The organism is Flavobacterium sp., assembly GCF_044371705.1.
GTDB lineage: Bacteria > Bacteroidota > Bacteroidia > Flavobacteriales > Flavobacteriaceae > Flavobacterium.
Genome location: NZ_JBILTE010000027.1, coordinates 1 through 19,748 on the forward strand (window position 1 = coordinate 1; position 19,748 = coordinate 19,748).

At 35.5% G+C, this 19,748-nt stretch carries 34 protein-coding genes; 1 reads left to right on the forward strand and 33 read right to left on the reverse strand.

Annotation, left to right across the window (positions count from 1 at the left end):
- From carA to rpsL, 33 genes are all read right to left on the reverse strand, one after another.
- On the reverse strand, positions 1 to 1,088 hold a 1,088-nt coding region (carA, locus tag ACIQ2S_RS03385; RefSeq protein ID WP_396172692.1), incomplete at its 3' end, for a glutamine-hydrolyzing carbamoyl-phosphate synthase small subunit.
- A 151-nt stretch (positions 1,089 to 1,239) separates the two neighbouring features.
- Positions 1,240 to 1,731: a 50S ribosomal protein L17 gene (gene rplQ, locus ACIQ2S_RS03390; protein WP_396172694.1), complete on the reverse strand. Its 492-nt coding sequence runs from the start codon at positions 1,729 to 1,731 to the stop codon at positions 1,240 to 1,242.
- Positions 1,732 to 1,769: 38 nt separating this feature from the next.
- Entirely contained in the window at positions 1,770 to 2,762 is a 993-nt protein-coding gene (locus ACIQ2S_RS03395; RefSeq protein ID WP_396172696.1) for a DNA-directed RNA polymerase subunit alpha, read from the reverse strand.
- A 21-nt stretch (positions 2,763 to 2,783) separates the two neighbouring features.
- Complete coding sequence (gene rpsD / locus ACIQ2S_RS03400) at positions 2,784 to 3,389, reverse strand: 30S ribosomal protein S4 (RefSeq protein ID WP_396172698.1); 606 nt, start codon at positions 3,387 to 3,389, stop codon at positions 2,784 to 2,786.
- 86 nt (positions 3,390 to 3,475) lie between these two features.
- Positions 3,476 to 3,859 carry a 30S ribosomal protein S11 gene (rpsK, locus tag ACIQ2S_RS03405; RefSeq protein WP_396172700.1) on the reverse strand — a complete coding sequence of 128 codons (384 nt, stop codon included), beginning with the start codon at positions 3,857 to 3,859 and terminating at the stop codon, positions 3,476 to 3,478.
- An 8-nt stretch (positions 3,860 to 3,867) separates the two neighbouring features.
- Complete coding sequence (gene rpsM / locus ACIQ2S_RS03410) at positions 3,868 to 4,242, reverse strand: 30S ribosomal protein S13 (protein WP_026710294.1); 375 nt, start codon at positions 4,240 to 4,242, stop codon at positions 3,868 to 3,870.
- Between the two features lie 2 nt (positions 4,243 to 4,244).
- A complete protein-coding gene (gene ykgO / locus ACIQ2S_RS03415) occupies positions 4,245 to 4,361 on the reverse strand; it encodes a type B 50S ribosomal protein L36 (protein ID WP_084139925.1) in 117 nt (38 codons plus the stop codon).
- Positions 4,362 to 4,372: 11 nt separating this feature from the next.
- Positions 4,373 to 4,588: a translation initiation factor IF-1 gene (gene infA, locus ACIQ2S_RS03420; RefSeq protein WP_026710295.1), complete on the reverse strand. Its 216-nt coding sequence runs from the start codon at positions 4,586 to 4,588 to the stop codon at positions 4,373 to 4,375.
- 5 nt (positions 4,589 to 4,593) lie between these two features.
- Complete coding sequence (secY, locus tag ACIQ2S_RS03425) at positions 4,594 to 5,940, reverse strand: preprotein translocase subunit SecY (RefSeq protein WP_396172703.1); 1,347 nt, start codon at positions 5,938 to 5,940, stop codon at positions 4,594 to 4,596.
- A gap of 10 nt (positions 5,941 to 5,950) precedes the next feature.
- A complete protein-coding gene (gene rplO, locus ACIQ2S_RS03430; RefSeq protein WP_396172705.1) occupies positions 5,951 to 6,403 on the reverse strand; it encodes a 50S ribosomal protein L15 in 453 nt (150 codons plus the stop codon).
- Positions 6,404 to 6,414: 11 nt separating this feature from the next.
- Complete coding sequence (rpmD, locus tag ACIQ2S_RS03435; protein WP_396172707.1) at positions 6,415 to 6,597, reverse strand: 50S ribosomal protein L30; 183 nt, start codon at positions 6,595 to 6,597, stop codon at positions 6,415 to 6,417.
- Positions 6,598 to 6,609: 12 nt separating this feature from the next.
- The gene (gene rpsE / locus ACIQ2S_RS03440; RefSeq protein ID WP_396172709.1) at positions 6,610 to 7,134 is read right to left on the reverse strand and encodes a 30S ribosomal protein S5; all 525 of its coding nucleotides are present in this window, start codon (positions 7,132 to 7,134) and stop codon (positions 6,610 to 6,612) included.
- 6 nt (positions 7,135 to 7,140) lie between these two features.
- The gene (gene rplR, locus ACIQ2S_RS03445) at positions 7,141 to 7,494 is read right to left on the reverse strand and encodes a 50S ribosomal protein L18 (RefSeq protein ID WP_396172711.1); all 354 of its coding nucleotides are present in this window, start codon (positions 7,492 to 7,494) and stop codon (positions 7,141 to 7,143) included.
- 13 nt (positions 7,495 to 7,507) lie between these two features.
- Entirely contained in the window at positions 7,508 to 8,050 is a 543-nt protein-coding gene (rplF, locus tag ACIQ2S_RS03450) for a 50S ribosomal protein L6 (RefSeq protein WP_396172714.1), read from the reverse strand.
- Between the two features lie 15 nt (positions 8,051 to 8,065).
- Positions 8,066 to 8,464, reverse strand: a complete 399-nt coding sequence (gene rpsH / locus ACIQ2S_RS03455) for a 30S ribosomal protein S8 (protein WP_396172716.1) — start codon at positions 8,462 to 8,464, stop codon at positions 8,066 to 8,068.
- 72 nt (positions 8,465 to 8,536) lie between these two features.
- Entirely contained in the window at positions 8,537 to 8,806 is a 270-nt protein-coding gene (gene rpsN / locus ACIQ2S_RS03460; RefSeq protein WP_396172718.1) for a 30S ribosomal protein S14, read from the reverse strand.
- Between the two features lie 3 nt (positions 8,807 to 8,809).
- A complete protein-coding gene (gene rplE / locus ACIQ2S_RS03465) occupies positions 8,810 to 9,361 on the reverse strand; it encodes a 50S ribosomal protein L5 (RefSeq protein WP_396172721.1) in 552 nt (183 codons plus the stop codon).
- A 2-nt stretch (positions 9,362 to 9,363) separates the two neighbouring features.
- Positions 9,364 to 9,678 carry a 50S ribosomal protein L24 gene (gene rplX / locus ACIQ2S_RS03470; protein WP_396172723.1) on the reverse strand — a complete coding sequence of 105 codons (315 nt, stop codon included), beginning with the start codon at positions 9,676 to 9,678 and terminating at the stop codon, positions 9,364 to 9,366.
- Positions 9,679 to 9,689: 11 nt separating this feature from the next.
- A complete protein-coding gene (rplN, locus tag ACIQ2S_RS03475) occupies positions 9,690 to 10,058 on the reverse strand; it encodes a 50S ribosomal protein L14 (protein WP_007803649.1) in 369 nt (122 codons plus the stop codon).
- 2 nt (positions 10,059 to 10,060) lie between these two features.
- The gene (gene rpsQ / locus ACIQ2S_RS03480; RefSeq protein WP_322549225.1) at positions 10,061 to 10,318 is read right to left on the reverse strand and encodes a 30S ribosomal protein S17; all 258 of its coding nucleotides are present in this window, start codon (positions 10,316 to 10,318) and stop codon (positions 10,061 to 10,063) included.
- A gap of 17 nt (positions 10,319 to 10,335) precedes the next feature.
- On the reverse strand, positions 10,336 to 10,527 hold the full coding sequence (rpmC, locus tag ACIQ2S_RS03485; RefSeq protein WP_396172728.1) for a 50S ribosomal protein L29: 192 nt from the start codon (positions 10,525 to 10,527) through the stop codon (positions 10,336 to 10,338).
- Positions 10,528 to 10,540: 13 nt separating this feature from the next.
- Positions 10,541 to 10,966 carry a 50S ribosomal protein L16 gene (gene rplP / locus ACIQ2S_RS03490; protein ID WP_396172730.1) on the reverse strand — a complete coding sequence of 142 codons (426 nt, stop codon included), beginning with the start codon at positions 10,964 to 10,966 and terminating at the stop codon, positions 10,541 to 10,543.
- 19 nt (positions 10,967 to 10,985) lie between these two features.
- On the reverse strand, positions 10,986 to 11,732 hold the full coding sequence (rpsC, locus tag ACIQ2S_RS03495) for a 30S ribosomal protein S3 (protein ID WP_396172732.1): 747 nt from the start codon (positions 11,730 to 11,732) through the stop codon (positions 10,986 to 10,988).
- A 5-nt stretch (positions 11,733 to 11,737) separates the two neighbouring features.
- Positions 11,738 to 12,148, reverse strand: a complete 411-nt coding sequence (gene rplV, locus ACIQ2S_RS03500; protein WP_396172734.1) for a 50S ribosomal protein L22 — start codon at positions 12,146 to 12,148, stop codon at positions 11,738 to 11,740.
- A 6-nt stretch (positions 12,149 to 12,154) separates the two neighbouring features.
- Entirely contained in the window at positions 12,155 to 12,433 is a 279-nt protein-coding gene (gene rpsS / locus ACIQ2S_RS03505) for a 30S ribosomal protein S19 (protein WP_188362674.1), read from the reverse strand.
- A gap of 9 nt (positions 12,434 to 12,442) precedes the next feature.
- Positions 12,443 to 13,267 (reverse strand): 50S ribosomal protein L2, encoded by an 825-nt coding sequence (gene rplB / locus ACIQ2S_RS03510; RefSeq protein WP_396172736.1) that lies wholly within the window; start codon positions 13,265 to 13,267, stop codon positions 12,443 to 12,445.
- 7 nt (positions 13,268 to 13,274) lie between these two features.
- Positions 13,275 to 13,565 (reverse strand): 50S ribosomal protein L23, encoded by a 291-nt coding sequence (rplW, locus tag ACIQ2S_RS03515; RefSeq protein ID WP_396172738.1) that lies wholly within the window; start codon positions 13,563 to 13,565, stop codon positions 13,275 to 13,277.
- Between the two features lie 6 nt (positions 13,566 to 13,571).
- Complete coding sequence (rplD, locus tag ACIQ2S_RS03520) at positions 13,572 to 14,201, reverse strand: 50S ribosomal protein L4 (RefSeq protein WP_396172741.1); 630 nt, start codon at positions 14,199 to 14,201, stop codon at positions 13,572 to 13,574.
- Complete coding sequence (gene rplC, locus ACIQ2S_RS03525; RefSeq protein ID WP_396172743.1) at positions 14,201 to 14,818, reverse strand: 50S ribosomal protein L3; 618 nt, start codon at positions 14,816 to 14,818, stop codon at positions 14,201 to 14,203. Before rplC ends, rplD begins: the two co-directional genes overlap by 1 nt.
- Positions 14,819 to 14,956: 138 nt before the next feature.
- Positions 14,957 to 15,262: a 30S ribosomal protein S10 gene (gene rpsJ / locus ACIQ2S_RS03530; protein WP_026710316.1), complete on the reverse strand. Its 306-nt coding sequence runs from the start codon at positions 15,260 to 15,262 to the stop codon at positions 14,957 to 14,959.
- An 11-nt stretch (positions 15,263 to 15,273) separates the two neighbouring features.
- A complete protein-coding gene (fusA, locus tag ACIQ2S_RS03535; protein WP_396172747.1) occupies positions 15,274 to 17,430 on the reverse strand; it encodes an elongation factor G in 2,157 nt (718 codons plus the stop codon).
- 10 nt (positions 17,431 to 17,440) lie between these two features.
- Positions 17,441 to 17,917, reverse strand: coding sequence for a 30S ribosomal protein S7 (gene rpsG, locus ACIQ2S_RS03540; protein WP_396172749.1), 477 nt, complete (start codon positions 17,915 to 17,917; stop codon positions 17,441 to 17,443).
- A 24-nt stretch (positions 17,918 to 17,941) separates the two neighbouring features.
- A complete protein-coding gene (gene rpsL / locus ACIQ2S_RS03545; RefSeq protein WP_396172751.1) occupies positions 17,942 to 18,346 on the reverse strand; it encodes a 30S ribosomal protein S12 in 405 nt (134 codons plus the stop codon).
- Between the two features lie 237 nt (positions 18,347 to 18,583).
- Between rpsL and ACIQ2S_RS03550 the strand changes: the two genes are divergently transcribed.
- On the forward strand, positions 18,584 to 19,748 hold a 1,165-nt coding region (locus ACIQ2S_RS03550), incomplete at its 3' end, for a hypothetical protein (protein WP_396172754.1).

Below are 19,748 nucleotides of genomic sequence, written 5' to 3' on the forward strand. Positions count from 1 at the left end.
TTTGAGATAAAATCATCAAACAAATAGGATGAATCGTGCGGTCCGGGACTTGCTTCCGGATGGTATTGTACAGAAAAACAGTTTTTAGATTTCATTCGCATACCTGCTACAGTTCCGTCATTTAAATGTTCGTGTGTTATTTCTAAATCTGAATGTTTTTCCAATTCTTCACGAACAACTGCAAAACCGTGATTTTGAGAAGTGATTTCACCTTTTCCGGTAATTAGATTTTTAACCGGATGATTGATTCCTCTGTGACCGTTAAACATTTTGTAGGTTGAAATTCCGTTGGCCAAACCAATAACTTGGTGACCTAAACAGATACCAAACAATGGTTTGTTTTGAGCTATGATTTGTTTTGCAACCTCAATTGCACCAGATAATGGCTCCGGATCACCGGGACCATTGGAAAGAAAATATCCATCCGGATAAAAACTTTGCAAATCTGCAAAAGTTGCGTCAAAAGGAAATACTTTAATGTAACAATCTCTTTTCGCTAAATTGCGTAAGATATTTTTCTTGATTCCTAAATCTAAAGCAGAAATCTTGTATGTTGCCTTTTCATCTCCAAAGAAATATGGTTCTTTTGTGGACACTTTAGAGGCCAATTCCAAACCTTTCATTTCTGGTACTTCCAGCAATAATTCCTTTAGTTCTTCTATAGGAGTTCCATCAGTGCAAATAACCGCATTTTGAGCACCATGATCTCTGATATAACTAACCAATGCACGTGTATCTACATCAGCAATTGCCACTAAATGTTGTTTATCAAAATAGTCATACAAACTTCCGGACGCATCATCACGTGAATAGTTGAAACTGAAGTTTTTACAAACCAATCCGGCAATTTTAATAGAATCTGACTCAACTTCTTGCTCATTCACTCCATAATTACCGATATGAGCATTGGTAGCTACCATGATTTGTCCGAAATAAGAGGGATCTGTAAAAATTTCTTGGTAGCCGGTCATTCCAGTATTGAAACAAACTTCTCCAAAAGTTTTTCCTGATATTCCTATAGATTTTCCATGAAATAGAGTGCCATCAGCCAAAAGCAAGATAGCGGGTTGTCGTGTAGTATAATTCATTGTTGTGTATTGTTTTGCAAATTTAGTTTAAATTCTGAACTTGAAAAAATTTAGTTTATAAGTATTTTAAAAGCATTTTTGAATTTCAAAATCAAAAAAAAAGGACAAACTCGAAAGTTTATCCTTTTTTATTATTTTATAATGAATCTCATTATTCAGCAGTTTCAGTAGTTTCAGTTGCGTCAGCAGCTGGAGCTTCAGGAGCAGTAACTTCTGCTTTCTTAGCTTTACCACCACGACGGCTTTTTGCTTTTTTCTCTTCTTTTTTACCACCGTTGTACAATTCGTTGAAATCTACTAATTCAATCATCGCCATATCAGCGTTATCTCCTAAACGATTTCCTAATTTGATGATACGTGTATAACCACCTGGGCGGTCACCCACTTTTGCTGCTACTTCTCTAAAAAGTTCGGTAACACCATGTTTATCTCTCAAATAAGCGAAAACAATACGTCTGTTGTGTGTAGTATCTTCTTTTGATTTTGTAATCAAAGGTTCAACAAATTGTTTCAAGGCTTTTGCTTTTGCAACTGTTGTGTTGATTCGCTTGTGCTCAATTAAAGAACAAGCCATATTCGCCAACATCGATCTTCTGTGACCTTGTTGTCTACTTAAATGATTTACTTTTTTTCCGTGTCTCATTGCTATCTTACATTTAATCTCGCCAACGGCGGATTAGATTATTCTTTATCTAATTTATATTTTGACAAGTCCATTCCGAAATGTAAGTTTTTGATTGCCACAAGCTCATCAAGCTCAGTCAATGATTTCTTACCGAAGTTACGGAATTTCATCAAGTCGTTTTTATTGAATGATACTAAATCACCCAGGGTTTCAACTTCAGCCGCTTTTAAGCAATTTAATGCTCTTACAGAAAGATCCATATCTACAAGCTTAGTTTTAAGCAATTGACGCATATGTAATGACTCTTCGTCATAGGATTCTGTTTGTGCAATTTCGTCGGCCTCTAACGTAATTCTCTCATCTGAGAATAACATGAAGTGGTGAATTAACACTTTTGCAGCTTCAGTTAAAGCATCTTTTGGATTGATTGAACCATCAGTTTTAATTTCAAAAACCAATTTTTCGTAATCCGTTTTTTGCTCTACACGGAAATTTTCAATGTTGTATTTCACATTCTTTACAGGTGTAAAAATAGAATCAATAAAAATAGTTCCTATTGCTGCATTTTGCTTTTTGTTTTCCTCAGCAGGCACATAACCTCTTCCTTTTTCAATGGTCAACTCAATATTTAAGCTAACTTTAGAATCAAGATTGCAAATAACCAACTCTGGGTTCAAGATTTGAAAACCGGAAATGAATTTTTGAAAATCACCTGCAGTTACTTGATCTTTACCAGAAATTGATATGGTTACTGTTTCATTGTCAACTTCTTCAATTTGACGTTTGAAACGTACTTGTTTAAGGCTTAATACGATTTCAGTTACGTCTTCTACAACTCCTGAAATGGTAGAGAATTCATGATCTACACCTTCAATACGTAAAGATGTAATAGCATATCCTTCTAAAGCAGAAAGTAAAACTCTTCTAAGTGCATTACCAACGGTCAATCCGTAACCAGGTTCTAAAGGTCTGAATTCAAACTTACCTTCAAAATCGTTAGAATCGATCATGATAACTTTATCGGGCTTCTGAAAATTAAATATTGCCATAATTTAGACTAGTGTCAATTATTATTTGTTGTATAACTCAACGATTAGTTGTTCTTTGATATTTTCCGGAATCTGTAAACGTTGTGGAACAGAAACGAATGTACCTTCTTTAGTGTCATTATTCCAAGTAATCCATTCGTATACTTGGCTAGCATTAGCTAACGAACTGTTGATAGCTTCAACAGATTTAGATTTTTCACGTACTGCAACTTTATCACCTGCTTTCAAGTGGTAAGAGGGAACATTTACAAGTTCACCGTTTACAGTAATATGTCTGTGTCCTACAATTTGACGAGCTGCTCTTCTTGATGGAGCTATTCCCATTCTGTACACCACATTGTCTAATCTAGCTTCACATAATTGTAAAAGGATTTCACCTGTTACACCTTTTGAAGCTGCTGCTTTTTCAAATAAGTTTCTGAATTGTTTTTCAAGAATTCCGTACGTGTACTTCGCTTTTTGCTTTTCCATTAACTGAACTGCGTATTCAGATTTTTTACCTCTTCTTTTAGCTAAACCATGTTGCCCAGGAGGGTAATTTCTTTTTTCGAAGGCTTTGTCATCTCCGAATATAGCTTCGCCAAATTTACGAGCTATTTTAGTTTTTGGACCAGTATATCTTGCCATTTTAAAATTGTTTTGAAGTAGTGATTATGAATTCAGGTCAAATCCTCCGATAACCAATAGTCTACCTCTTGTTATACTTAAATTAATTATACTCTTCTTCTCTTTGGAGGTCTACATCCGTTGTGTGGCATTGGAGTAACGTCAATGATTTCTGTTACTTCTACTCCTGCATTGTGAATAGAACGGATAGCAGATTCTCTACCATTTCCCGGACCCTTCACATATACTTTTACTTTTTTAAGACCTGCATCAAGTGCAACTTTTGTACAATCTTCAGCTGCCATTTGAGCAGCATATGGAGTGTTCTTTTTAGAACCTCTGAAACCCATTTTACCTGCTGAAGACCAAGAAATTACTTCACCTTTCTTATTCGTAAGAGAAATAATAATGTTGTTAAAAGTCGCATTAATATGAGCTTCACCCGTTGATTCAACGATAACTTTACGTTTTTTTGCTGTTGCTTTAGCCATATTACTTATTATTTAGTTGCTTTTTTCTTGTTCGCAACAGTTTTTCTTTTACCTTTTCTTGTTCTAGAATTGTTTTTAGTTCTTTGTCCTCTTAATGGAAGACCAGATCTATGACGGATTCCTCTGTAACATCCAATGTCCATCAAACGTTTGATGTGTAGGGAAACTTCTGAACGCAATTCTCCTTCAATTTTGTAATAAGATACCGCATCACGGATTGCTCCGATCTCGTCATCATTCCAATCTTGAACTTTCTTGTCTTGACTAACTTGAGCTTTTTCTAAAATCTCAATAGCTCTGCTTTTACCGATACCAAAGATATAGGTTAATGCAATAACTCCTCTTTTGTTTTTAGGTATATCTACCCCTGCAATTCTAGCCATAATTATCCTTGTCTTTGTTTAAATCTAGGATTCTTTTTGTTAATAACGTACAATCTGCCTTTTCTACGTACAATGACGCATTCGGCACTTCTCTTTTTTACTGATGCTCTTACTTTCATAGTGAATAGCTTTAATATCTATAAGTAATTCTTGCTTTTGTCAAATCGTAAGGACTCATTTCCAGTTTCACCTTATCACCTGGTAATAACTTGATATAATGCATACGCATTTTACCGGAAATATGAGCAATCACTATGTGACCGTTTTCTAATTCTACTCGGAACATCGCATTGGATAATGCCTCAATGATGCTACCGTCTTGTTCTATTGCTGATTGTTTTGCCATAAAAATTAAGCGACTGCTTTTCTATTTTTACCACTTTTCATCAAACCATCATAATGTCTGTTCAACAAATATGAATTAATTTGTTGAATTGTATCGATTGCAACCCCAACCATAATTAGTAGTGAGGTACCTCCGAAGAACATTCCCCAGTTTGGTTGTACATTCATTAAGTTAACAACAATTGCTGGGAACACAGCTATCAATGCTAAGAATAACGAACCTGGGAAGGTTACTAAAGACATTACCTTATCTAAAAAATCAGAAGTTTCAATACCTGGTCTGATACCCGGAATAAAACCACCACTTCTTTTTAAATCATCAGCCATTTTATTGGTTGGAACCGTAATTGCTGTATAGAAATAGGTAAATACTATAATTAACAAAGCAAAAACAATATTGTATGCCAAACCAAACATATCACTGAACTGACCAGTAATACTTTGAGCTGTTTCAGTATCTGATAATCCGGCAACTGCTGCTGGAATAAACATAATAGCTTGTGCAAAAATAATTGGCATTACACCCGAAGCGTTTAACTTCAATGGTATAAATTGTCTGTTTCCTCCCATTGCGTCTTGCTCATATTCACCTGAAGCTGATCTTCTGGCATATTGAACAGGAATTTTTCGGACAGCCATCACCAATAATATACTTGCAATAATTACTAATAACCATAGAATAATTTCGAATACCAAAAGTACCGGTCCACCATTACCATTAGTTAAAGTTGAAGTAACTTCTTGAGCAAATGATTGCGGTAATCTTGCGATAATACCCACCATGATTAACAAGGAAATACCATTTCCAATACCTTTGTCTGTAATTTTTTCTCCTAACCACATGGCAAAGATAGTACCTGTCACAAGGATAATAACAGAAGAGAACAAGAACGCGAATGAATTAAAGCCTAATAAAAACGCATCTTGCGGTAACGTTCTGTAAAGGTTGTAAATATATCCCGGTGCTTGTACTAAAGTAATAATAATGGTCAACCAACGTGTAATCTGGTTGATTTTCTTTCTACCGCTTTCGCCATCTTTCTGTAATTTTTGAAGGTACGGAACTGCCATTCCCATCAACTGAACCACAATAGATGCAGAAATGTACGGCATAATACCCAACGCAAAAACAGAGGCTTGTGAAAAAGCACCACCGGTAAACATATCGAGTAAACCTCCAATACCTTGACCTGTTTGATCTGCTAAATTTGCTAATTTACTTGCGTCAATACCTGGTAATGTTACTTGTGCTCCAAAACGATAAACTAATAATATACCTAGAGTAACTAAAATTCTATTTTTTAGTTCTTCAATTTTCCAAACATTAGCTAGTGATTCAAAAAATTTCTTCATAAATGTGAAATTACAATGTTACAGCTTCACCACCTGCAGCTTCAATAGCGGCTTTTGCAGTTGCTGTAAATTTATGAGCTGTTACTTTTAATTTGGCTTTTAATTCACCTCTACCTAATATTTTTACCAATTCGTTTTTAGTAGCTAATCTTGTCGCAACAAATACTGAAAAATCAACAGTATCTGTAACTATTCCATTGTCTACTAAAGCTTGTAAAGCATCAAGATTTACACCTTGATAATCTACTCTATTGATATTTTTAAAACCAAACTTAGGCACACGTCTTTGAAGTGGCATTTGTCCACCTTCAAAACCAATCTTTTTAGAATAACCTGAACGAGATTTTGCTCCTTTGTGACCTCTTGCAGAAGTACCACCTTTTCCTGAACCTTCGCCTCTACCTAATCTTTTATTTTGATTGTGTGTTGAACCTTCCGCAGGTTGTAAGTTACTTAAATTCATAATGAATTGTATTATTTAGATTCCTCTACAGAAACTAAGTGTTGAACTTTATTTACCATTCCAAGGATAGCCGGAGTTGCGTCATGTTCTACAACCTGACCCATCTTACGAAGACCTAAAGCTTCCAATGTTCTCTTTTGAATCTGAGGACAATTGATTTTACTTTTTACTTGTTTTACTTTTATCTTTGACATAATTTCCTTGAATTAACCTTTAAATACTTTATCTAAAGAAATTCCTCTTTGTTTAGCAACAGTATATGCACTTCTCATTTGAAGTAATGCATCGAAAGTAGCTTTTACCACGTTGTGTGGATTAGAAGATCCTTGAGATTTTGATAATACATCGTGAATACCTACTGATTCCAATACGGCACGAACCGCACCACCAGCAATAACTCCTGTACCGTGAGATGCAGGAATTAAAAATACACGAGCACCACCAAATTTTCCTTTTTGTTCGTGAGGAACAGACTGACCACTCAAAGGAATTTTTACTAAATTCTTTTTTGCATCTTCTACCGCTTTCGCAATTGCTTCCGATACATCTTTAGATTTTCCTAATCCGTGACCTACTACTCCGTTTTCATCACCTACAACAACAATTGCAGAAAAGCCAAAAGCTCTACCTCCCTTTGTTACTTTGGTAACACGATTTACACTTACCAAACGATCTTTTAATTCAAGACCACTTGGCTTTACAAGTTCTACATTTTTGTATGATTGATACATAATTTCTTAGAATTTAAGTCCAGCAGCTCTCGCTCCTTCTGCTAATGATTTCACACGTCCGTGATATAAATATCCTCCTCTATCGAAAGTTACATTTTCTATTCCGGCTTTTAAAGCTTTTTCAGCAATCAATTTCCCAACTGCAACTGCTTTTTCAACGTTTGTACCTTTATCGCCTACTTCTTTATCTCTAGAAGAAGCTGCTAATAATGTTGTACCGTTCGTATCGTCTACGAGCTGAGCATAGATTTCTTTATTACTTCTGAAAACAGAAAGTCTAGGATTTGAAGCAGTACCGCTTACAATTTTTCTGATTCTGAACTTGATTCTTTGTCTTCTTTCAGATTTTGTTAATGACATAATCTTAAATTTTTTAAGCTGATTTACCTGCTTTTCTTCTTAATACTTCACCTACGAATTTCACACCTTTTCCTTTGTAAGGTTCTGGTCTACGGAAACCTCTAATTTTAGCGGCTACCTGTCCTAAAAGTTGTTTGTCGTATGAGGTTAGCTTAACGATTGGATTCTTACCTTTTTCAGAAATAGTCTCCAAAACAACTTCGGGAGCAATTTCTAAAACGATATTGTGAGAGAAGCCTAAAGCAAGGTCTAATTTCTGACCTTGATTAGATGCTCTGTAACCTACACCAACTAACTCTAATTCTTTCGTAAAACCTGTTGCAACACCGTTAATCATGTTACTGATTAATGATCTGTACAAACCGTGTTTCGATCTATGGTCTCCTGCATCAGATGATCTCTCAACTATTACTTGACCTTCTTCAACTTTAACTGTTACGTCTACGTAAGTTTGTGTAAGTTGACCTAATTTTCCTTTTACTGTAATCACACCTTCTGCTACTTCAACAGTAACTCCGGCAGGGATTGCAATTGGATTTTTACCTATTCTTGACATCGTTAAGTCGTTTTATTAGTATACGTAACAAATTACTTCACCACCAACATTTAATTGTTTAGCTTGCTTACCTGTCATTACACCTTTTGATGTAGAAACGATAGCAATACCTAAACCATTTAAAATTCTTGGTAAGTTAGAAGAACCTGCGTACTTACGTAAACCCGGTTTACTAATTCTTTGGATATCTCTAATTACTGGCTCTTTGGTTTCTTTGTCGTACTTAAGAGCAATTTTGATAGTTCCTTGAATGGAATTATCTTCAAATTTGTAACTAAGGATATATCCTTGATCAAATAAAATCTTAGTGATTTCTTTCTTTAAGTTAGATGAAGGAATCTCAACCACTTTGTGGTTTGCTTTCACTGCATTTCTAACTCTTGTTAGATAATCTGCAATAGGATCTGTATACATATGTATAAATTTGCGGCTACGGTTTTCTCCGGAACGATTCTTTTGAACCTATAACCAATTAAAAATTGTTTTTTACCAACTAGCTTTTTTAACTCCTGGAATTAATCCTTGGTTTGCCATTTCACGGAATGTTACACGTGAAAGACCAAACTGACGCATATAACCTCTTGGTCTACCGGTCAATTTACAACGATTGTGCATACGAACAGGTGAAGCATTCTTTGGCAATTTTTGTAAGCCTTCATAATCTCCGGCTGCTAATAGAGCCTTTCTTTTTTCAGCGTACTTTTCTACCGTTTTTTGTCTTTTCACCTCACGGGCTTTCATTGATTCTTTAGCCATATCTTAATTCTTTTTAAAAGGTAAACCTAGTTCTGACAATAATGATTTTGCTTCTTTATCAGTTTTGGCAGTAGTTACAAATGTAATGTCCATACCTGATATTTTGTTTACTTTGTCAATATCAATTTCAGGGAAAATGATTTGCTCTGTAATACCAAGATTATAATTACCTCTACCGTCAAAACCTGTAGCCTTAATGCCACCAAAATCTCTTACACGTGGTAATGATGAAGTGATCAAACGATCAAGGAATTCATACATTTTTTCACCACGTAAAGTAACTTTAGCACCAATTGGCATGCCTTTTCTCAATTTGAAAGACGCAACATCTTTTTTAGAGATAGTAGCTAATGCTTTTTGTCCTGTAATTTTTGTCAATTCGTCTACTGCATAATCCACTAATTTCTTATCTGAAACTGCAGCTCCGACACCACGGCTTAAAACGATTTTTTCCAATTTAGGAACTTGCATTACGTTTTTATAACCGAATTCTTCTTTCAAAGCAGAAATGACTCTGCTTTTATATTCTTCTTTTAGTCTAGGTGTATAAGCCATCACTATAATACTTGATTAGATTTTTTTGAAAATCTTACTTTCTTATCTCCTTCTACTTTAAAACCAACTTTCGTTACTTTTTTTGACTTTGGGTCAATTAAAGCTAAGTTAGAAATTTGTATAGGAGCTTCTTTTTTTACGATTCCTCCTTGAGGGTTTTTTGCACTTGGTTTTGTGTGAACCGAAACCATGTTTGTACCTTCAACAATCGCTTTATTAGCATCACGGTAAACGCGTAGAACTTTACCTTCAGTGCCTTTATGGTCACCTGCAATAACTCTAACTACGTCTCCAGATTTGATTTTTAACTTTGTCATCATTAATCGAATTAAAGCACTTCAGGTGCTAATGATACAATTTTCATGAATTGTTTTTCACGAAGTTCTCTGGCAACCGGACCAAAAACACGAGTTCCTCTCATTTCTCCTGCAGCGTTCAACAAAACGCAAGCGTTATCGTCAAATCTGATATAAGATCCATCAGCTCTTCTCACTTCTTTTTTGGTACGTACAACAACTGCAGTTGAAACAGCTCCTTTTTTAACGTTTCCGTTAGGAGTTGCATCTTTAATAGATACTACAATTTTATCTCCAACAGAGGCATAACGACGTTTCGTTCCTCCTAAAACACGGATAGTCAAAACTTCTTTTGCTCCTGTGTTATCTGCTACTTTTAATCTTGATTCCTGTTGTACCATAATTACTTAGCTCTTTCAATGATTTCAACTAATCTCCAACATTTTAGTTTAGATAAAGGTCGTGTTTCCATGATCTTTACTGTATCTCCAATGTTACAGTCGTTTGTTTCGTCGTGTGCAACGTATTTCTTTGTTTTTAACACGAACTTACCGTATAACGGGTGTTTTACTTTTCTTGTTTCAGAAACAACAATGGATTTTTCCATTTTGTTGCTCGTAACAACACCAACTCTCTCTTTTCTTAAATTTCTTTTTTCCATCTTTCAGCAGAATACAATTATTGTAACTCTCTTTTACTAATTTCAGTTGCCAATCTAGCTACTGATCTTCTCACGCCTCTAATCTGTAAAGGATTTTGAATTGGAGAGATAGCATGAGCCATTTTTAGGTCGGTGTATGTTTTTCTTAACTGACTTAGTTTTTCTTGTAACTCAGCTGTAGATAGACTAATAATTTCTGATTGTTTCATAATTTATATAAGATTATGCTTCGAAATCTCTTGCAACGACAAATTTTGTTTTTACGGGAAGTTTTTGAGCTGCTAAGCGTAATGCTTCTTTTGCAACTGCCAATGGCACTCCTCCTACTTCAAACATAATTTTTCCGGGTTTAACGATAGCAGCCCAATATTCAACTGCACCTTTACCTTTACCCATACGTACCTCAAGAGGTTTCTTTGTTATAGGTTTGTCTGGAAATACATTAATCCAAAGTTGTCCTTCTCTTTTCATGAAACGAGTAGCAGCAATACGAGCAGCTTCTATTTGACGTGAAGTTAAAAACATACCTGTTTCATGTACAGATTTAATTCCAAACATTCCACTTGAAAGAATGTGACCTCTTTGAGAATCACCTTTCATTCTACCTTTTTGTACCTTACGGTATTTTGTTCTTTTAGGCTGTAACATTTTTCTTTAATTTAAAAAATTACTTTCTTTTGCGTTGGTTTGGTTTACCGCTTGGTTTTCCTCCTCTTGGAGCATCACCACCTTTGTTTCCACCGCCGGCTTGTTTTTTATCCATGCCAACTAAAGGAGAAAGATCTCTCTTTCCGTAAACTTCGCCTTTCATGATCCATACTTTGATACCCATTCTACCATAAGTAGTGTGAGCTTCAGCCAAAGCATAATCGATGTCAGCTCTGAAAGTTGATAGAGGAATTCTACCTTCTTTGAACATTTCCGAACGTGCCATTTCAGCTCCATTCAAACGACCTGAAATCATCACTTTGATACCTTCTGCATTCATACGCATTGCTGCTGCGATGGCCATTTTAATAGCTCTTCTGTATGAAATACGGCTTTCAATTTGACGTGCGATACTTGTTGCAACTAAAAAAGCATCAATCTCCGGTCTTTTAATTTCAAAGATGTTAATTTGAACCTCTTTGTCAGTAATTTTTTTAAGTTCTTCTTTCAACTTGTCTACCTCTTGTCCACCTTTACCGATAATGATACCAGGTCTGGCAGTAGTGATAGTAACGGTTACAAGTTTCAAAGTTCTCTCGATGATTACCTTTGATACACTAGCTTTTGATAAACGAGCATGTACATACTTTCTGATTTTATAATCTTCAGCGATTTTATCACCGTAGTCATTTCCACCATACCAGTTAGAGTCCCATCCTCTGATGATACCAAGTCTATTTCCAATTGGATTTGTCTTTTGTCCCATCTTTCTTAATTGCTTTGTGTGTTATTACTAGATCCAAGCACGATAGTTACGTGATTGGAACGTTTTCTAATTCTGTGTGCACGACCTTGAGGAGCCGGACGAAGTCTTTTCAACATCGTTCCACCATCTACTCTGATCTCTTTTATAAATAAAGCAGCTTCTTCAATGTTACCATCTTCATTTTTTTGTTGCCAGTTATTAATAGCGGATAACAATAATTTTTCTAACTTTCTTGAAGCTTCTTTTTGACTAAATCTTAAAATATTTAGTGCTCTTTCAACTTTCTGACCTCTTACCAAGTCTACTACTAGACGCATTTTTCTAGGTGAAGTAGGGCAGTTATTCAATTTAGCGAAAGCAATCGACTTATTAGCCTCTTTTCTCGCATCTGCTGTTTCTCTTTTACGAACTCCCATTGCTTCTTATTTTTTACCTTTATTTTTAGCTCCAGCATGACCTCTAAAAGATCTTGTTGGTGAAAACTCTCCTAATTTATGACCTACCATGTTTTCTGTTACATATACAGGTACAAACTGACGACCATTGTGTACAGCTATCGTTTGTCCTACGAAATCCGGAGTAATCATCGATGCTCTTGACCAAGTTTTGATCACACCTTTATTTGATTTCTCAACATTCTCGAGAACTTTCTTCTCTAACTTATAATGAACAAAAGGTCCTTTTTTTAATGAACGTGCCATGTCTATCTATTATTTCTTTCTGCGTTCAACAATATACTTATTACTTGGATTGACTTTAGAACGAGTTCTATAGCCTTTAGCTGGTAAGCCTTTTCTTGAACGAGGGTGACCTCCAGAAGAACGACCTTCACCACCACCCATTGGGTGATCGACAGGGTTCATTGCAACAGGTCTTGTTCTAGGTCTTCTACCCAACCATCTTGATCGACCAGCTTTACCTGATACGATTAATTGATGATCTGAGTTTGAAACAGCTCCAATAGTAGCCGAACATGTTAACAAGATCAATCTTGTTTCACCTGAAGGCATTTTTATTGTTGCATATTTACCGTCTCTAGCCATTAACTGAGCGAAAGTACCAGCCGAACGAGCGATTGTAGCTCCTTGACCCGGACGTAACTCAATACAAGAGATAACAGTTCCCAAAGGAATTTTGCTTAAAGGAAGTGTATTTCCGATTTCCGGAGTTGCAGTTTCACCTGAAACAACTGTTTGACCTACTTGTAGACCGTTTTGTGCGATAATATATGTTTTCTCTCCATCCGCATAAGCTAATAATGCGATAAAGGCAGTTCTGTTTGGATCATACTCAATTGATTTTACTGAAGCAGGAATTCCGGCTTTCATTCTTTTAAAATCAATGACACGATACTTTTGTTTGTGACCACCGCCTGTATAACGCATGGTCATTTTTCCTTGACTATTTCTACCTCCAGAGTTATTTTTCGGTGCGAGTAATGAACGCTCCGGCTTATCAGTTGTAATGGCGTCAAAACCATTCACAACTCTAAAACGCTGACCCGGGGTAATAGGTTTTAATTTTCTAACTGACATTTCTTAATTAGATATTGTTGTAAAAATCAATTGTTTCTCCTTCTTTTACTTGAACAACTGCTTTTTTGAAAGCATTTGTTTTCGCACTGATCATACCACTTTTAGTGTATTTAACCGAACGATCTGGTCTTACATTCATAGTGTTTACAGCAACAATATTTACTCCATAAGCCGCTTCAATAGCATTCTTAATTTGTACTTTATTTGCTTTTTTATCCACTACAAAACCATAACGATTCAATAATTCACCCTGTTTAGTGATTTTTTCAGTTATGATAGGTTTGATAATGATACTCATGGCCTTTTATTTGCTTAAATTTTCTTCAATTCCTTCCAAAGAACTCTCTAGAAGCACTAACTTATTTGTGTTTAAAATCGCGTAAGTGCTTAATTCTGAAGTAGTTAAAACCTTCGAAGCCTTTAAATTGCGTGACGACAAATATACATTTTTATTCGAATCACCCAACACAAATAGAGATTTTTTATTTTCGATGCCTAAAGCCCCTAAAATTGAAATAAATTTCTTTGTATTTGGTGCGTCAAAATTAAAGTCTTCAAGTACCACTATTTCTGAATCTTTTGCCTTTTGAGATAGAGCAGATTTTCTTGCCAATCTCTTTAAAGTTTTGTTCAATTTAAAAGAGTAACTTCTTGGTCTTGGACCAAAAACTGTACCTCCTCCTTTGAACAATGGATTCTTGATACTACCTGCACGTGCTGTACCGGTACCTTTTTGTTTTTTAATCTTACGAGTACTTCCTGTAACTTCTGCTCTTTCTTTTGCTTTATGAGTACCTTGTCTTTGATTGGCAAGATATTGTTTTACATCAAGATAGATTGCGTGATTGTTAGGCTCGATAGCGAAAACTGAGTCTGAAAGTTGAACTTTTCTACCCGTTTCTTTTCCGTTGATATCTAAAACTTTTACTTCCATTACTTCTGAATGATTACATAAGAGTTTTTATGTCCAGGAACACATCCTTTAATAACAAGTAGATTTTTATCTGCTACTACTTTTAAAACTCTAAGGTTTTGAATTGTTACATTATCTCCTCCCATTCTTCCGCCCATACGCATTCCTTTGAATACTCTTGATGGATAAGAAGAAGCTCCTACAGAACCTGGTGCTCTCAAACGGTTGTGTTGTCCGTGAGTAGCTTGTCCTACACCACCAAAACCGTGACGTTTTACAACCCCTTGGAACCCTTTACCTTTAGATACACCCTGTACATCAACAAATTCTCCTTCGTTGAATTGATCTACTGTGACTAAATCACCTAATTTATACTCTGTTTCAAAATCTTGAAATTCAACGACTTTTCTCTTGGCAGTAGTACCCGCTTTCTTAAAGTGACCTAAGTCAGCTTTAGTAGCATGTTTTTCTGCTTTGTCATCGAAACCAAGTTGAAACGCTTCATACCCGTCAACCTCTTTGGTTCTGACTTGGGTAACGACACAAGGTCCAGCTTCGATTACTGTACAAGGAATATTCTTCCCGTTTTCGTCGAAAATGCTAGTCATGCCGATTTTTTTACCAATTAACCCAGACATATTAAACTATTTATAAATGATTAAAAATTCTTTTTTTGTATTAAGATTGAAAGTATTAAGTATCAAGACATTTAGAAGCAATAAGTATTAAAAACCCGTCTTACTACTTAATGCTCCAATCTTAATACTATACTTCTATCACACTTTGATTTCAACTTCAACACCACTTGGCAACTCTAATTTCATTAGAGCGTCGATGGTTTTTGAAGAAGAACTGTAGATATCTAATAATCTTTTGTACGAACTCACTTCAAACTGTTCTCTCGCTTTTTTATTTACGTGTGGAGAACGTAGTACAGTGAAAATCTTTTTGTGTGTAGGTAATGGAATTGGACCTGTCACCACAGCACCGGTACTTTTTACCGTTTTTACAATCTTCTCAGCTGATTTATCAACCAACATGTGATCGTAAGATTTTAATTTTATTCTGATTTTTTGACTCATTTTCGTTTGAATTAAGCGTTTCCTTTTGCTTTTTTGATAACTTCTTCAGAAATATTTGAAGGAGTTTGTTCGTAATGTGAAAATTCCATTGTAGATGTTGCTCTACCAGAAGACAATGTTCTTAAAGTAGTTACATAACCAAACATTTCAGATAGTGGAACAAACGCTTTAATTGTTTTTGCACCTGCTCTATCACCCATGTCGTTTACTTGACCTCTACGACGGTTCAAATCTCCTACGATATCACCCATGTTTTCTTCCGGAGTGATTACTTCAATTTTCATGATTGGCTCAAGAATTACAGCTCCGGCAGCTTTAGCAACCTCTTTGTAACCCATTTTTGCAGCCAATTCGAAAGAAAGTGCATCCGAATCCACAGGGTGGAATGATCCGTCTAATAAAGTTACTTTCAAACTATCCACTGCATATCCTGCTAAAGGACCTTGCTTCATAGCTTCTCTGAAACCTTTTTCAACAGACGGTATATATTCTTTAGGAACGTTACCACCTTTTACTTCATTCACAAACTGTAAACCTACAAATGGTTTTCCGTCAACATCGTCAGCTGGACCAAGTTTAAAAACGATATCACCAAATTTACCACGTCCACCCGATTGCTTTTTATAAGTTTCTCTGTGTTGTGCAGATTTAGTGAAAGCTTCTTTGTATTCAACTTGAGGTTCACCTTGGTTTACTTCTACTTTGAACTCACGTTTCATGCGATCTACAAGAATGTCTAAGTGTAGCTCACCCATGCCTGAAATAATCGTTTGACCTGAAGCTTCATCAGTTCTAACTGTAAATGTTGGATCTTCTTCAGCCAATTTAGCTAAAGCCATACCCATTTTATCAACGTCTGCTTTTGTTTTTGGTTCGATAGCAATACCAATTACCGGATCAGGGAATTTCATTGACTCAAGAATAATTGGGTGTTTTTCATCACACAATGTATCTCCGGTTTTAATATCTTTAAATCCAACAGCAGCTCCAATATCACCTGCTTCGATATATTCGATTGGGTTTTGTTTATTGGCATGCATTTGGTAAATACGAGAAATACGTTCTTTGTTGTCAGACCGAGTATTCAACACATAAGAACCAGCATCTAGACGACCTGAATAAGCACGGAAGAAAGCTAAACGACCTACATAAGGATCGGTAGCAATTTTAAATGCTAAAGCAGCAAAAGGCTCCTTCACATCCGGCTTACGTAAAATTTTTCTTTGATCCTCTTCCAATAAATCTTGGTCATCAGGGTGAATACCCACGATACCTTCTTTGTCCATTGGAGACGGCAAATATTTACAAACAGCATCTAACATAAACTGAACTCCTTTGTTTTTGAAAGAAGATCCGGCAATCATTGGAATGATAGCCATGTCAATGGTTGCAGCACGTAAAGCTGTATTAATTTCTTCTTCAGTAATAGAGTTTTCGTCCTCCATATACTTGTCTAATAGATTTTCGTCGTAATCCGCAACCGCTTCAATCAAAATTGAACGGTATTGTTTTACTTCGTCTAACATATCAGCAGGAATATCAACAATATCAAAAGTAGCTCCTAATGTTTCATCATGCCATACAATCGCTTGATTTTTTACTAAGTCCACTACTCCTTTAAAGTCAATCTCATCTCCGATTGGCAAAGTAATTGCAACCGCATTTGATTTTAACATATCTCTAACTTGCTGACAAACTCCTAAGAAGTTTGAACCTTGACGGTCCATTTTGTTCACGAATCCCATACGTGGAACTCTATATTGATCGGCAAGTCTCCAGTTAGTTTCAGATTGAGGTTCTACACCATCAACCGCACTAAACAAGAATACTAATCCATCCAATACACGTAACGAACGGTTTACCTCAACGGTAAAGTCAACGTGTCCGGGAGTATCAATAATATTAAAGTGATAAGGTTTTGATTCCGGCAATGGTTTCCCTTGCTCGGTTGGAAAACTCCATTCACAAGTGGTTGCAGCAGAAGTAATAGTAATACCTCTTTCCTGCTCTTGTGCCATCCAGTCCATTGTTGCAGCACCATCATGTACTTCACCAATTTTGTGTGATTTTCCGGTATAAAACAGAATACGCTCCGTTGTGGTAGTTTTACCTGCATCAATGTGAGCTGCAATTCCGATATTTCTTGTGTATCTTAAATCTCTAGCCATTTCTTATGAATTAAAATCTAAAGTGAGAGAATGCTTTGTTCGCTTCTGCCATTTTGTGAGTATCCATTCTTTTCTTAACTGCTGCACCTTCTTCTTTAGCTGCTGCTAAAATTTCTGAAGCAAGTTTGGCTGCCATTGATTTTTCGTTTCTTCTTCTTGCATAAAGAATCATCCATTTGATAGCATACGATATCTTTCTGTCCGGACGAATTTGCATAGGAATTTGGAACGTTGCACCACCTACTCTACGGCTACGTACTTCTACGTGAGGCATAACGTTTGTTAAAGCATCTTTCCAAACTTCTAGTGAAGATTTTTCTGCGTCTTGTTTCTTTGTTTCTACGATTTCCATTGCATCATAGAATACTTTGAAAGCAGTTGATTTTTTACCATCCCACATTAAGTTGTTTACAAAACGTGTCACCAATTGATCATTAAATTTTGGATCCGGTAAAAGAGGTCTTTTTTTGGCCTGTCTTTTTCTCATTTCTTTTCTTTAAAAGTTTTTAAATTACTTTTTCTTTGCGGGTGCTGCTACTTGACCTGGTTTTGGACGTTTTGCTCCATATTTCGAGCGACGTTGTGTACGACCTGCAACACCTGCAGTATCTAACGCACCACGCACGATATGGTATCTAACACCTGGTAAATCTTTTACCCTTCCGCCTCTAACTAATACTATCGAGTGCTCTTGTAGATTGTGTCCTTCTCCGGGAATGTATGCATTCACCTCGTTTCCGTTTGTCAAACGAACCCTTGCAACCTTTCTCATTGCTGAGTTTGGTTTTTTAGGAGTTGTTGTGTAAACACGAGTACACACACCTCTTCTTTGAGGACAAGAATCTAAAGCAGCCGATTTACTCTTCTTAGTTATTTGGGCTCTCCCTGTTCTTACTAATTGTTGAATTGTTGGCATAACTACTACTAAAAATTTCTATGTTTTTAAAATTACCCTATTTTAAGGGGTTGCAAATGTACTAATTATTTTTAGTAAAACAAATCATAATTTATTTATTTTCATCCTATTGTAAATATATTTAACTCGTTGAAAACGAAAACAAAACATCCCTGCACGCTATTCCCATTGAAATGCATTTAAAACACTATACCATAACTCTTTTTTTTACGTTACTTTTATCGAAATATTTTTTTCTTGAAAAAACAACTTCTTTTACTTTTTTCACTGCTTTACGTCGGAAATACTTTTTCGCAAACTTTGTATTTAAAAGTGGAAGGCAAAACCATTCAAGAAAGTAAAACCATCGATTCGATTGGCTACAAAAAAACATTTTCAAATGCCAATGAAATTGTGGCAGAAACAAACACTCTTTCTCAAAAACTGTATCGATATGGGTATTTAGAACAAAAAATGGAAGCCATAAAAAAAACAAATGACTCTTCTTTTGTTTCAACCTTTAGTCTCGATAAAAAAACTGCTTATGTACATATATATAAAGGTAGCGAAATTCAAAAAAAATGGATTGAAGATTATCCTCAAACAGACTCAATCATCACCCTTCCAATTCAAGATATTGAACCATTTATGGAAACCGTATTGAAGAAATTAGAAAAATCTGGCTATTCCTTAAGTAAATTAAAATTAGAAAATTTCAGAAAGAACAACAATAAACTCCTAGCTGATTTGAAAATAACCCCCAACAAATTAAGGACTGTCAATAAACTAGTCATCAATGGCTATGACAAATTTCCAAAAAATCATTTACACAATTTAAATAAGCTGTATAAGAACAAAGTTTTTAATTTAAACACTTTACAAAACCTCTACATGGATATTGGCAAATATCGTTTTGTGAAACAAGTTAAATATCCGGAAATACTATTTTCAACTGATTCTACCACTATATATGTATACGTAGAAAAAACCAAGAGCAATCGATTTGATGGGTTTATCGGATTTTCGAATGATGACGAAAGTAAATTAACCTTTAACGGCTATCTTGATTTACAATTGCAAAATGTTTTGAATAAAGGTGAACAATTTAATTTGTTTTGGAAAAATGATGGCAATGAGCAATCTTCCTTTTTTGTTGGGTTGGAAGTTCCTTATTTATTTAAAAGTCCGTTTAGCATTAAAGCGGATTTGAACATTTTTAAACAGGACAGTACCTTTCAAAACACCAAAACTTCAATAGGATTAGGATATTTTTTTAATTATAAGTCCCGATTGTTTCTAGGTCGTCAAAGCACCCAATCAGCAGATATTCAGAATTCTAATTCTGCGTTTCTAAGTGATTTTAGTAATTCCTTTTACACTTCGCAGTACATTTATACTTTATTCAAACCTGAAGATCTTATTT

Excerpts from the sequence above, each read along its gene's own strand:
- rpsD (WP_396172698.1), bottom strand. The coding sequence starts at position 3,389 with ATGGCAAGATATACTGGTCCAAAAACTAAAATAGCTCGTAAATTTGGC.
- ACIQ2S_RS03395 (WP_396172696.1), bottom strand. The coding sequence starts at position 2,762 with ATGGCAATATTTAATTTTCAGAAGCCCGATAAAGTTATCATGATCGAT.
- rplB (WP_396172736.1), bottom strand. The coding sequence starts at position 13,267 with ATGTCAGTTAGAAAATTAAAACCTATTACCCCGGGTCAGCGTTTTAGA.
- infA (WP_026710295.1), bottom strand. The coding sequence starts at position 4,588 with ATGGCAAAACAATCAGCAATAGAACAAGACGGTAGCATCATTGAGGCA.
- rpsQ (WP_322549225.1), bottom strand. The coding sequence starts at position 10,318 with ATGGAAAAAAGAAATTTAAGAAAAGAGAGAGTTGGTGTTGTTACGAGC.
- rplF (WP_396172714.1), bottom strand. The coding sequence starts at position 8,050 with ATGTCAAGAATAGGTAAAAATCCAATTGCAATCCCTGCCGGAGTTACT.
- rplP (WP_396172730.1), bottom strand. The coding sequence starts at position 10,966 with ATGTTACAGCCTAAAAGAACAAAATACCGTAAGGTACAAAAAGGTAGA.
- rplN (WP_007803649.1), bottom strand. The coding sequence starts at position 10,058 with ATGGTACAACAGGAATCAAGATTAAAAGTAGCAGATAACACAGGAGCA.
- rpsM (WP_026710294.1), bottom strand. The coding sequence starts at position 4,242 with ATGGCTAGAATTGCAGGGGTAGATATACCTAAAAACAAAAGAGGAGTT.
- rpmD (WP_396172707.1), bottom strand. The coding sequence starts at position 6,597 with ATGTCAAAGATAAAAGTAAAACAAGTAAAAAGTAAAATCAATTGTCCT.
- rpsK (WP_396172700.1), bottom strand. The coding sequence starts at position 3,859 with ATGGCTAAAGCAACAGCAAAAAAACGTAAAGTTATCGTTGAATCAACG.
- rplW (WP_396172738.1), bottom strand. The coding sequence starts at position 13,565 with ATGAGTATCATTATCAAACCTATCATAACTGAAAAAATCACTAAACAG.
- rpsE (WP_396172709.1), bottom strand. The coding sequence starts at position 7,134 with ATGTATCAATCATACAAAAATGTAGAACTTGTAAAGCCAAGTGGTCTT.
- rplC (WP_396172743.1), bottom strand. The coding sequence starts at position 14,818 with ATGTCTGGGTTAATTGGTAAAAAAATCGGCATGACTAGCATTTTCGAC.
- rplR (WP_396172711.1), bottom strand. The coding sequence starts at position 7,494 with ATGTCATTAACAAAATCTGAAAGAAGACAAAGAATCAAGTTCAGAATC.
- rpsH (WP_396172716.1), bottom strand. The coding sequence starts at position 8,464 with ATGTATACAGATCCTATTGCAGATTATCTAACAAGAGTTAGAAATGCA.
- fusA (WP_396172747.1), bottom strand. The coding sequence starts at position 17,430 with ATGGCTAGAGATTTAAGATACACAAGAAATATCGGAATTGCAGCTCAC.
- rplO (WP_396172705.1), bottom strand. The coding sequence starts at position 6,403 with ATGAATTTAAGTAACTTACAACCTGCGGAAGGTTCAACACACAATCAA.
- rpsG (WP_396172749.1), bottom strand. The coding sequence starts at position 17,917 with ATGAGAAAAAGACAGGCCAAAAAAAGACCTCTTTTACCGGATCCAAAA.
- rpsN (WP_396172718.1), bottom strand. The coding sequence starts at position 8,806 with ATGGCTAAAGAATCAATGAAAGCCCGTGAGGTGAAAAGACAAAAAACG.
- rplD (WP_396172741.1), bottom strand. The coding sequence starts at position 14,201 with ATGGAAGTAAAAGTTTTAGATATCAACGGAAAAGAAACGGGTAGAAAA.
- rpsL (WP_396172751.1), bottom strand. The coding sequence starts at position 18,346 with ATGCCAACAATTCAACAATTAGTAAGAACAGGGAGAGCCCAAATAACT.
- rpsS (WP_188362674.1), bottom strand. The coding sequence starts at position 12,433 with ATGGCACGTTCATTAAAAAAAGGACCTTTTGTTCATTATAAGTTAGAG.
- ykgO (WP_084139925.1), bottom strand. The coding sequence starts at position 4,361 with ATGAAAGTAAGAGCATCAGTAAAAAAGAGAAGTGCCGAATGCGTCATT.
- rplE (WP_396172721.1), bottom strand. The coding sequence starts at position 9,361 with ATGGCTTATACACCTAGACTAAAAGAAGAATATAAAAGCAGAGTCATT.
- secY (WP_396172703.1), bottom strand. The coding sequence starts at position 5,940 with ATGAAGAAATTTTTTGAATCACTAGCTAATGTTTGGAAAATTGAAGAA.
- rpsC (WP_396172732.1), bottom strand. The coding sequence starts at position 11,732 with ATGGGACAAAAGACAAATCCAATTGGAAATAGACTTGGTATCATCAGA.
- rpmC (WP_396172728.1), bottom strand. The coding sequence starts at position 10,527 with ATGAAACAATCAGAAATTATTAGTCTATCTACAGCTGAGTTACAAGAA.
- rplX (WP_396172723.1), bottom strand. The coding sequence starts at position 9,678 with ATGACAAAGTTAAAAATCAAATCTGGAGACGTAGTTAGAGTTATTGCA.
- rplQ (WP_396172694.1), bottom strand. The coding sequence starts at position 1,731 with ATGAGACACGGAAAAAAAGTAAATCATTTAAGTAGACAACAAGGTCAC.
- rpsJ (WP_026710316.1), bottom strand. The coding sequence starts at position 15,262 with ATGAGTCAAAAAATCAGAATAAAATTAAAATCTTACGATCACATGTTG.
- rplV (WP_396172734.1), bottom strand. The coding sequence starts at position 12,148 with ATGGGAGTTCGTAAAAGAGAAACAGCAGATGCGAGAAAAGAGGCTAAT.